This window comes from Allobosea sp. (assembly GCF_051860145.1).
Classification (GTDB): Bacteria; Pseudomonadota; Alphaproteobacteria; order Rhizobiales; family Beijerinckiaceae; genus Allobosea.
Genome location: NZ_JBHYEM010000006.1, coordinates 181,223 through 190,327, shown reverse-complemented (window position 1 = coordinate 190,327; position 9,105 = coordinate 181,223). Strand labels below are relative to the sequence as shown.

At 66.5% G+C, this 9,105-nt stretch carries 9 protein-coding genes; 2 read left to right on the top strand and 7 right to left on the bottom strand.

From position 1 onward, the window contains the following. The first annotated feature begins 148 nt into the window (after nucleotides 1-148). Complete coding sequence (locus tag ACTIF2_RS12800) at nucleotides 149-649, top strand: TRAP transporter small permease (protein WP_439497455.1); 501 nt, start codon at nucleotides 149-151, stop codon at nucleotides 647-649. A gap of 1 nt (nucleotide 650) precedes the next feature. Next, complete coding sequence (locus tag ACTIF2_RS12795) at nucleotides 651-1,943, top strand: TRAP transporter large permease (RefSeq protein ID WP_439497454.1); 1,293 nt, start codon at nucleotides 651-653, stop codon at nucleotides 1,941-1,943. Nucleotides 1,944-2,106: 163 nt separating this feature from the next. Here ACTIF2_RS12795 and cobF read toward each other — a convergent pair whose 3' ends face one another. From cobF to ACTIF2_RS12760, 7 genes are all read right to left on the bottom strand, one after another. After that, a complete protein-coding gene (gene cobF / locus ACTIF2_RS12790; RefSeq protein ID WP_439497453.1) occupies nucleotides 2,107-2,868 on the bottom strand; it encodes a precorrin-6A synthase (deacetylating) in 762 nt (253 codons plus the stop codon). A gap of 64 nt (nucleotides 2,869-2,932) precedes the next feature. Next, a complete protein-coding gene (locus tag ACTIF2_RS12785; protein WP_439497452.1) occupies nucleotides 2,933-3,946 on the bottom strand; it encodes a DNA topoisomerase IB in 1,014 nt (337 codons plus the stop codon). 73 nt (nucleotides 3,947-4,019) lie between these two features. Continuing rightward, the gene (locus ACTIF2_RS12780; protein WP_439497600.1) at nucleotides 4,020-4,736 is read right to left on the bottom strand and encodes a GntR family transcriptional regulator; all 717 of its coding nucleotides are present in this window, start codon (nucleotides 4,734-4,736) and stop codon (nucleotides 4,020-4,022) included. Between the two features lie 122 nt (nucleotides 4,737-4,858). Then, nucleotides 4,859-5,689 (bottom strand): ABC transporter permease, encoded by an 831-nt coding sequence (locus ACTIF2_RS12775; RefSeq protein ID WP_439497451.1) that lies wholly within the window; start codon nucleotides 5,687-5,689, stop codon nucleotides 4,859-4,861. Between the two features lie 3 nt (nucleotides 5,690-5,692). Further along, nucleotides 5,693-6,604 (bottom strand): ABC transporter permease, encoded by a 912-nt coding sequence (locus ACTIF2_RS12770; RefSeq protein WP_439497450.1) that lies wholly within the window; start codon nucleotides 6,602-6,604, stop codon nucleotides 5,693-5,695. Further along, on the bottom strand, nucleotides 6,601-7,674 hold the full coding sequence (locus ACTIF2_RS12765; protein WP_439497449.1) for an ABC transporter ATP-binding protein: 1,074 nt from the start codon (nucleotides 7,672-7,674) through the stop codon (nucleotides 6,601-6,603). The genes ACTIF2_RS12770 and ACTIF2_RS12765 overlap by 4 nt, the downstream gene beginning before the upstream one ends. 104 nt (nucleotides 7,675-7,778) lie before the next feature. Continuing rightward, entirely contained in the window at nucleotides 7,779-8,969 is a 1,191-nt protein-coding gene (locus tag ACTIF2_RS12760; RefSeq protein WP_439497448.1) for an extracellular solute-binding protein, read from the bottom strand. Nucleotides 8,970-9,105: the final 136 nt, after the last annotated feature.

Here is a 9,105-nt window from a genome sequence, read left to right as displayed (position 1 = left end):
GGGGGCGGGGGGGGGGGCGCCCCCCCCCCCGCCCGGCCGGGCCGGCCTCCCGGCCCGCCCGCCCCCCCGGCGCCCCCGCCCCCCCCCCCGCGCCCCGCCGACGGCCCGGCCTCGACGGAACGCCCTGGCACGATGCGGAGCGCTGTGAATGAAGGCACTTATCGGCAAGACATCTGACGTCGTCACCTCGATCGCCAAGGCCTTCCTCGGCAGCTGCATAGCCCTGATCGTCCTGATCACGCTGGCCGCCGTCTGGTGGCGCTATGTCATCAACTCGCCGATCGCCTGGGTCGAGCAGGTCTCGAACATTCTGTTCATCTGGATCACCTTCGTCGGCGCGGCCGTGCTCTATCGCCAGAAGCTCCATATCGGCGTCGACATGTTCATCGAGATGCTGAAGGGGCGCACCAAGGAGGTGATGTCCTGGGCGATCGAGCTCGCCAATCTCACCTTCATCACCGTGCTCTTCATCTACAGCCTGAAGCTTTCCATCGACGTCCTGCCCAACACCTATGGCGCGCTCGATATCACCCCGGCCTTCTTCTATTTCTCCGCGCCGGTCTCCTGCGCGATGATGATGCTCTATTTCGTCGAGAAGATCGTCGACCCGTCCAAGCGGAAGCCCGAGGGCTGGGCGGGGGATTTCTGAGATGAGCACGATCCTGATCGGCGGCTTCTTCCTGCTGCTTGCCCTTTCGGTTCCGATCGGCTTCGCCATGGGCCTCGCCACCATGGCAGCGATCTGGGCCCACGGTTCCCTGCCGATGTCGCTGCTGGCGCAGCGCACCTTGGTCGGCGCCGATTCCTATGCGCTGCTGGCCATCCCCTTCTTCATCCTGGCCGGCAATTTGATGAATGGCGGCGGCATCACCACGCAAATCATCAGCCTCGCCAACGCCATGGTCGGCCGCTTCCGCGGCGGGCTGGCGCTGACCTCGGTGACCGCGGCGATGATCTTCTCCGGCCTGTCCGGGTCGGCGGCGGCGGACGCCTCGGCGCTCGGCAAGGTGCTGATCCCGGCGATGAAGAAGCAGGGCTATGGCGGCGGCTTCGCGGCCGCCCTGATGGCCTCGGCCTGCGTCAACGGGCCGATCATCCCGCCCTCGATCCCGCTGGTGATCTACGGGCTTTCGGCCGCCAAGGGCGTCTCGATCATCGCGCTTTTCCTCGGCGGCGTGGTGCCCGGGATCATGCTGGCGCTGGCGCTGATGGTCGCGGCCTACTGGATCTCGGTCAGGCGGAACTATCCGGTCTCCGCCGCGGTACCCTTGCGCGAATTACCCCGGCTGATCCCGCCGGCGCTCTGGGCGCTGATGATGCCGGTGATCATCCTGATCGGCGTCACCGGCGGCATCGTCACCGTCACCGAAAGCGCGACGCTGGCCGTGCTCTACGCCGCCTTCGTCGGCTTCTTCGTCTACAAGGAGCTGAAGCTCAGCACGGTCTGGCCGATCCTGGTGCAGACCGCGCTCGACACCGCGCTGGTGATGTTCATCATCGCGCTGTCCTCGGGCTTCGGCTGGCTGCTCGCGGTCTCCGGCATGCCGCGGGCGATGGCGGCCTGGATCGCCTCGGTCTCGTCCGATCCGACGGTCATCCTGATGATGATCAACGTCTTCCTGCTGATCATCGGCATCTTCATGGAGCCGCTGCCGGCGATGTTCATTCTGATCCCGGTTCTCGTGCCGGTGGTGCAGGCGGTCGGCATCGACCTCGTTCATTTCGGGCTGGTGATGGTCTTCAACCTCTGCCTGGGGCTGATCACGCCGCCGGTCGGCATCCTGCTCTACATCTGCGCCAATTTCGCCGGGGTGAAGCTGGAGGAGGAGAGCAAGGAGCTCGGGCCCTTCCTGGGCGCCGGGCTCGTTGTCCTGGCCGTGATCTCGCTCTTTCCCTCGACCGTGCTGTGGCTGCCACGCGTGCTCGTCGGATATGGCCAGTAGGGCCTGACTTGGAGCTGCTCGTTCAGGCGGGTTAGCGGCATCGTTGCGAGCGCATTGCGCCTCGTCATTGCGAGCGCAGCGAAACAATCCAGGAGGTCACGCGCACTCCCCCTGGATTGCTTCGTCGCTTCGCTTCTCGCAATGACGGGCAGCGCCAGCGCTTCTAGATCCCGGGCTCGCTCTTGCGCAGCAGATAGGTGTCCATGATCCAGCCCTTCTCGGCCCGCGCCTGCGCCCTGGCCCGCGCGATCTCGTCCCTCACCTCGGCGAGCTTGCCGGCCATCAGGATCTCGTCGGACGTGCCGAGATAGGCGCCCCAGAAAATATCGAGATCGTCGGGCGGGATCTTCGCGAAGGCCTGGTCGCCGTCGAGCATGACGACGCTGTCGAGCCCGTTCGGCGCTCCCTCGACAAGCCTGCGCCCGGTCGTGACCAGGACCGGCTCGCCAATCCGGTTGAGCGTGACGCGGTGCTTCGCGGCGAGCGCCTGCACGCTGCTGATGCCCGGGATGACCTCGTAGTCGAGCGCGAAGCCGCGGGCGCGGATCCGCTTGATGATCCGGATCGTGCTGTCATAGAGGCTCGGATCGCCCCAGACGAGCAGGCCGCCGCATTCGCCCTCGGCAAGCTCCGCGGCGAAGAGGGCCTCATAGGCTTCGGCCAGCTTCGCATGCCAATCGTCGACGCTGCCGCGATAATCCGAGCCGGCCGCGGCGCGCTGCGGCACCGCGAGGTCGACCGTGCGATAGCCCGGCTGTTCGATGAAACGCTCGCAGATCTCGGTCCGCAACTGGCGCAGCCCGGCTTTCTCCTCGCCCTTGTCGGGGATGAAGACGACATCGACCCGGTTGAGGGCCTTGATGGCCTGGACCGTCATGTAGTCGGGATCGCCCGCGCCGATGCCGATGATCAGGATTTTCCGCATCTGTTCCTTCGCGTTCCAGGCTAGCCGCTGCGATGGCGCGGCATAGCACGCGAAGGCGATCCGGCTAAGCCGCCAGCGAGCCCAGGGCCCTCTCGATGCGCGAGCAGCCGGCGCTCGCCCGGGTTTTCACATAGCAGGCCTTGAGCCTGCCGCTGGCATAGGCGCTGACCACGATCTCGTGGACATAGCTCTTGCGGACCACAGCCGGCGTGTTGGCGAGCTGCTCGGAAATGGCGCGCATGATGTCGGCGAGCTGGCGCTTCTTGCCGGTCTCGGTCGCCACCACATCGCCCGCGAGCAGCAATTCGGCGGCGGCGGCATTGGCGGCCAGCATGCGCAAATCCTTGCTGCTGATCGGCAGGCCCGAGATGCGGCGCAGATAGGCATTGATCTCGCCGGCGCGGACCGGGGACACGACGCCGCCCTCGTCGCGATATTGCAGCAGCCGGCGGCCCGGCAGGGTCACGAGGCGGCCGAGCGCCCTGGCGAGGAAAACGTCCTCGAGCGCGCAGGCGATGTCCTTGCCGCCCTTGCCGCGAAAGGAGAGTTCCACCCGCTTGCCGCTCAGCGTGAGATGGCGCTTGCGCAGGGTCGAGGCGCCATAGCTGCCATTGGCTTCGGCATAGGCGTCGTTGCCGACCCGGATATGGCAGCGATCGATGATCGCGACCGCGCAGGCCAGCGCCTTGTCATGGCCGAGATCCCGGGCCTTGAGGTCACGGGCGACGGCGGCCCTGAGCTTCGGCAGGGCCTCGATCAGGCGCTGCAGCCGCTTGAGCTTGCGGCGCTCGCGCACCTTGTCCCAGTCGGGATGGTAGCGATGCTGCAGGCGCCCGGCATCGTCGCGTCCGAGCGCCTGCAAATGGGCGCGCGGATCGGCCGCGATGCGGACATCCTCATAGGCCGGCGGAATGGCGAGCGAGCGGATGCGGTCGAGCGTCCCGGCATCGCGAACCGGCCGGCCCGCCTCGTCGACATAGGAAAAGCCCGAGCCGCGGCGCTGGCGGCGGATGGTCAACGCCTCGGCGCGCGTCCTTCTCAGGCGCCCACCCGTATCCTTGCCCTTGCCCGATGCCATGCCCAGCAGCCCCGCAGATGAATGCCGGTACAATCGCGGCGCCGATGATAGGTTCCGGCCTCGGGCAATAAGGTCAGGGCGTGTGCAGGGTTTGCGTATGCGCCGGCATGACGTCGTCCTCGAAGAGCTCGGGATTGTCCTTAGCGATGCGTGACAGGGCGTTGAGGATCTCGCGCAGATGCTTGCGCATCTCGCATTCGGCGCCATCGGCATCGCCGGCCTCGATCGCATCGATGATGGCGACATGCTGGGCGATCAGGAGCGGTGCGGGCGAGGCGCCTGGCAGCGACAGGTAGCGGACCCTGTCGGTCTGCGCGCGCGCCCCTTCGACGACGCGGCCGGCATAGGTGCAATCGACGATCTCGGCCAGCGTGCGATGGAACCTCTCGTCGAGCGCCGAGAACGCGGCGTAATCCTCCGAGGCGGCGGCGCTGCGCTGCTCGTCGATCAGGCGCCGCAGCCGTGCGACGCCGCTCGGCTGGATCAGCTGGCTCGCCGCCCGCGCGATGGCGCACTCGACCGCCTCGCGGACGAAGCGGGCATTGGCGACGGCGCGCATCGAGATCTTCATCACATAGGTGCCGCGGCTGGGCAGGACCTGCACCAGACCGGCTTCCGACAGCTTGATGAAGGCTTCGCGCACCGGCTGGCGGCTGACGCCGAAGCGGTCGGCAATGTCCTTTTCAGACAGCGCCTCACCGGGTTTCAGCTGCGCCGCGATGATCGCCTGACGCAAGGTCGAGACCAGTTGCGGGGCGATCGGATCCTTGAGGCGAAGCTCGGCTTGCATCGTCACGGGCGAGGCCTTCCAGTAAGCGCCCATCCCCAAGGGAACCTTAGCATACCGGTATGGTGGCCGTCGACCTACGCCGGCGCCGCAGGCGGGCGCCCCGCCGGCAGCGAGCGCCGCCCTCACCTCTTGGCGCGGGCGACGATCTGGGTCGGGTTGACGAAGCGCAGGGCGATGATGAGCCAGATCAGCGTCGTCACCATGTAGATCACCGCCATGGCGTCGATCGACTGCACGGCGCGCACACCCGCCGCGAAGACGGCGTAATAGAGCGCGACGACGAGCGTCTGGCTGGTCGGGCCGGCGGTCAGGAAGGTCAGCTCGAACATCGCGATGGTGCGGACCAGCACCAGCAGAAGCGCCGCCAGGATGCCGGGCATCAGCAATGGCAGCAGGACATGGATGAAGAGCTTGAAGGTGTTGGCGCCGAAGACGCGGGCGGCCGCCTCGATCTTGGTGTCGATCTGCTCGATGAAGGGGATCATCACCAGGATGACGAAGGGCACGGTCGGCACGAGATTGGCGAGCACGACGCCCGACATCGAGCCGGCGAGACCGGCCCGGTAGAGCACCGTCGCCAGCGGAATGCCGAAGGTGATCGGCGGCACCAGCAGCGGCAACAGGAAGAGCAGCATGACCAGCCGCTTGCCCGGGAAATCACGCCGCGCCAGCGCATAGGCCGCCGGCACCCCGATGAGGCCCGAGAGGAAGACGACCAGGAAGACGATCTGGAAGGTGACGGTCAGCACGTCGCCGAGCTGGAACTCGCTCCAGGCGGCGCCGTACCAGCGCGTCGTCCAGCCATCCGGCAGCCAGGAGCGCAGCCAGCGCGTCGAGAACGAGCTCGTCACCACCGCCGCGATCATCGCGAAGAGGTTGACGATGAAGAAGCCGATCAGCGCCCAGTTGGCGGCGGCCCAGAGCTTGGTGGAAAGACGGGTGTCCTGAACCATGACTCAGCCCTTCCCGCCGCCGGCCGGGCCGCGATAGAGCATGCCGCGTGCGCCGAGCACGACGACGACGATGGCGAGCTGGACCACGCCCATGATCATCGCGACCGCCGAAGCCATCGAGTAGTCGTATTCCTCGAAGGCCGCCTGATAGGCGGCGATCGAGATCACGCGCGTCGGCCCCGCCGGCGCGCCGAGCAGGACCGCGGAGGGAAAGACCGAGAAGGCCTGGACGAAGCTCAGGCAGAAGGTGATCGCCAGCCCCGGCAGCAGCAGCGGCAGCAGGATATGCTTGAAGCGCTCCCAGGGCCCTGCCCCCAATGTCGCGCCGGCCTGCTCGAGCGCCGGATCGACGCCGGTGAGATAGGAGAGCGTCAAAAGGAAGGTGAAGGGGAAGCCGGTGATGACCAGCGAGAGCATCACGCCCCAGTAATTATGCAGCAGCTTCACGGGGGTCGAGATCAAGCCGATCGCCATCAAGGTGCGGTTGAACCAGCCCTGCGGGCCGAGATAGTTCAAAAGCCCTTCGGCAACCAGCACGGTGCCGAGCGTGATCGGGATGACGAGGATCGTGGTCAGCAGCCGCTGGTTCTTCATCAGCCTGACGCGGAAGGCGATCGGGATCGCGAGCAGCAGGGTCACGATCGTCACCGGCATGGCGAGCCAGAGCGTGGTCGCGATCGTGCCGTACAGAAACGAATCCGAGAAGAAGCGCTGGTAGTTCGCCAGCATGCCGCCCGCCTTCGGCGTGAAGGACAGGAACAGCCCGTAGAAGAACGGGTAAATGAAGAGCGCCAGCAGGAAGAGCACCGCCGGCAGGACGAGCAGCGTCAGCCCGTCGAGGCCGCGCGCGGCGAGGCGTTGTTTGAATGGAATCTCGGCTGTACTGCCGGACGCGGCACCAGACAGGGTGCTCATGAGCCCTCTCCGAAGACGAGGACGCGATCCGGCGCAGCGGCGAGGCGGATCTCGGTGCCGGGCGCGATGCGACTATCGGCCAGGAAGGTCAGCGGCGTGTCGTCCGCCATGCGGGCGAAGCCGACGAATTCGCGGCCGTGGAATTCGGTCGAGACGACCTTGGCCGCGAGGCCGGGCGCGCCCTCGGCAACCGGATGCAGGTCCTCGGGGCGGATCGAGATATGGGCGCCCTGCCCCGCCGCAACCGGCGATCTTATACGTCCGGCGACGCCGACCTCGCCGACCGTGACGGTCGCCAGCGCATCAGCGACAGTGGCGACGCGGCCGGCGACCTTGTTGCGGAATCCCATGAACTCGGCGACGTCGAGATGGTCCGGCCGCGAGAACAGGTCCTCCGGCCCGCCGACCTGACGGATCTCGCCATCGCGCATCACCACGATGCGGTCGGCCAGCGAGAGCGCCTCCTCCTGATCGTGGGTGACGTAGATCGTGGTGGCGCCGAGCGTGTTGTGGATGCGCCTGATCTCGGCGCGCATCTCGAGGCGCAGCTTGGCGTCGAGATTGGAGAGCGGCTCGTCCATCAGCACCAGCGGCGGCTGCACGGCGATGGCGCGGGCGATGGCGACGCGCTGCTGCTGGCCGCCGGAGAGCTGGCCGGGCAGCTTCTCCTCCTGGCCCTGCAGGCGGACCAGCGCGACGGCTTCCGCGACGCGGCGCTCGCTTTCCGCCTTGGCCATGCCGCGCATCTTCAGGCCGAAGCCGATATTCTTCTTCACGGTCATGTGCGGGAAGAGCGCGTAGCTCTGGAAGACCATGCCGAAGCCACGCTCTTCAGGGCGGAGCGGATCGATGCGCTTCTCGTCGAGCCAGATGCCGCCGCCGGTCGCAGGCAGAAGGCCGGCGATTAGGTTCAGCGTCGTCGACTTGCCGCAGCCGGAGGGGCCGAGCAGCGCGATGAACTCGCCCTGCTTGATGGTCAGCGAGACGTCCTTGACGGCGTTATGCGTACCGAAGTCGCGGCAGAGCCGGTCGAGCCTGAGTTCGCGGAAATTCGCGGCGTGTATCGACATGAAGGACCATCAAGTTCGAACGGATGGGCGGTCAGCTGCCGACAGGCGACAGCAAGGCGGCAGGCCGGTCAAGGACCGACCTGCTTCGACGTTTCGCAGCGGGCCTATTTGCGCTTGGCGCCGCCGACCTGCTCGTCCCAGATCCGGAAGGCGACGACCATCTTGTCGGGGTCGAGCGGGGTCTCCATCGGGTTCTCGGCGATCAGCTTCTCGTATTCCGGACGGCCGTACTCCTCGATCGCCTTACGGCTGGCGGCCGGCGCCATCGAGAGCGGCACGTCCTTCACCGCCGGGCCCGGATAGAAATAGCCCTCGTCATAGGTATAGGCCTGCTGCTCCGGCGTCAGCATGTGGCGGATCAGGTCGAGCAGCACTGCGAGCTTCTCGTCGGAGACGCCCTTGGGGATCATCATGTATTGGGCGTCGGTGACCCAGTGGAAGCCCTTCAAGGTCTGGATCTTGGCCTCCTTCGGCACGACGCCCAGCACGCGCGGATTGATGTCCCAACCCGTCGTCGAGACGATGATGTCGCGCGAACCGTCGCCGAGCTCCTTCATCGTCGCACCGGTGCCGCCGGGATAGTATTCGATGTTCTCGCCCAGCGCCTTGAGATAGGCCCAGGTCTTGTCCCAGCCCTTGGCCGGATCCTTGGGGTCGCTATCGCCGAGAATATAGGGCAGGCCCATGATGAAGGTCCGGCCCGGGCCGGAATTGGCCGGGCGGGCATAGAGGAAGCGGTTCTTGTTCTGCTTGGTCCAGGCGAGCAGTTCCTCGGCCGTGGTCGGCGGCGTCTTGACCTTGTCGGGCATGTATTCGAGCAGCGGGCCGGACGGATAATAGACCATCGCCATCCCCTGGCCGCGCCCGAGATTGTGCATGGCGAGCGCAGGCTTGAGGAACACCTCCTCGGGCTTCGGCAGATCGGAGGCGAAGCGCGGCAGCAATTCGACCCAGAGCTTCTGATCGATGCCGGCCGAGAGCACATCCAGGCCGCCGATGACGAAATCAATGTCGACGCGGCCCGCGTCCTGCTGCGCCTTCAGCTTGCCCGGCAGCTCGGGGGCCGGCGCCTTGGTGAAGGTCATCCGCGAGACAAGCTTGGGGTTTGCCTTGGTGTAGTTCTCCAGCGGCGCCTGCACCAGAGCGAGCGCGCCGCCGACGTCGATGATGCTGAGCGCGACCGGCGAGGCCGGAAGCTTGAGCTGCTGGGCAAAAGTGCCGGGCGCATAGGCCGCGCCGGCAAGGCCGGCGACACCGCCGACGAAAACGCGCCGATTGAGGCTGTCCTGGACCATGATCTCTCCCTCCGATACGGGTTTCCCGCTTGTCGGTTTCTTGTCGCCCCGCGATTCCGTGCGAACATCGCCCTGACAGATTGACGTCGCATCAGATTGACCGGTATTCTAGTATACTAGTGGACCAGAGCTTGGC

Coding starts and splice junctions, on each gene's coding strand:
- ACTIF2_RS12800 (WP_439497455.1), top strand. CDS start 149: ATGAAGGCACTTATCGGCAAGACATCTGACGTCGTCACCTCGATCGCC.
- ACTIF2_RS12795 (WP_439497454.1), top strand. CDS start 651: ATGAGCACGATCCTGATCGGCGGCTTCTTCCTGCTGCTTGCCCTTTCG.
- cobF (WP_439497453.1), bottom strand. CDS start 2,868: ATGCGGAAAATCCTGATCATCGGCATCGGCGCGGGCGATCCCGACTAC.
- ACTIF2_RS12785 (WP_439497452.1), bottom strand. CDS start 3,946: ATGGCATCGGGCAAGGGCAAGGATACGGGTGGGCGCCTGAGAAGGACG.
- ACTIF2_RS12780 (WP_439497600.1), bottom strand. CDS start 4,736: ATGCAAGCCGAGCTTCGCCTCAAGGATCCGATCGCCCCGCAACTGGTC.
- ACTIF2_RS12775 (WP_439497451.1), bottom strand. CDS start 5,689: ATGGTTCAGGACACCCGTCTTTCCACCAAGCTCTGGGCCGCCGCCAAC.
- ACTIF2_RS12770 (WP_439497450.1), bottom strand. CDS start 6,604: ATGAGCACCCTGTCTGGTGCCGCGTCCGGCAGTACAGCCGAGATTCCA.
- ACTIF2_RS12765 (WP_439497449.1), bottom strand. CDS start 7,674: ATGTCGATACACGCCGCGAATTTCCGCGAACTCAGGCTCGACCGGCTC.
- ACTIF2_RS12760 (WP_439497448.1), bottom strand. CDS start 8,969: ATGGTCCAGGACAGCCTCAATCGGCGCGTTTTCGTCGGCGGTGTCGCC.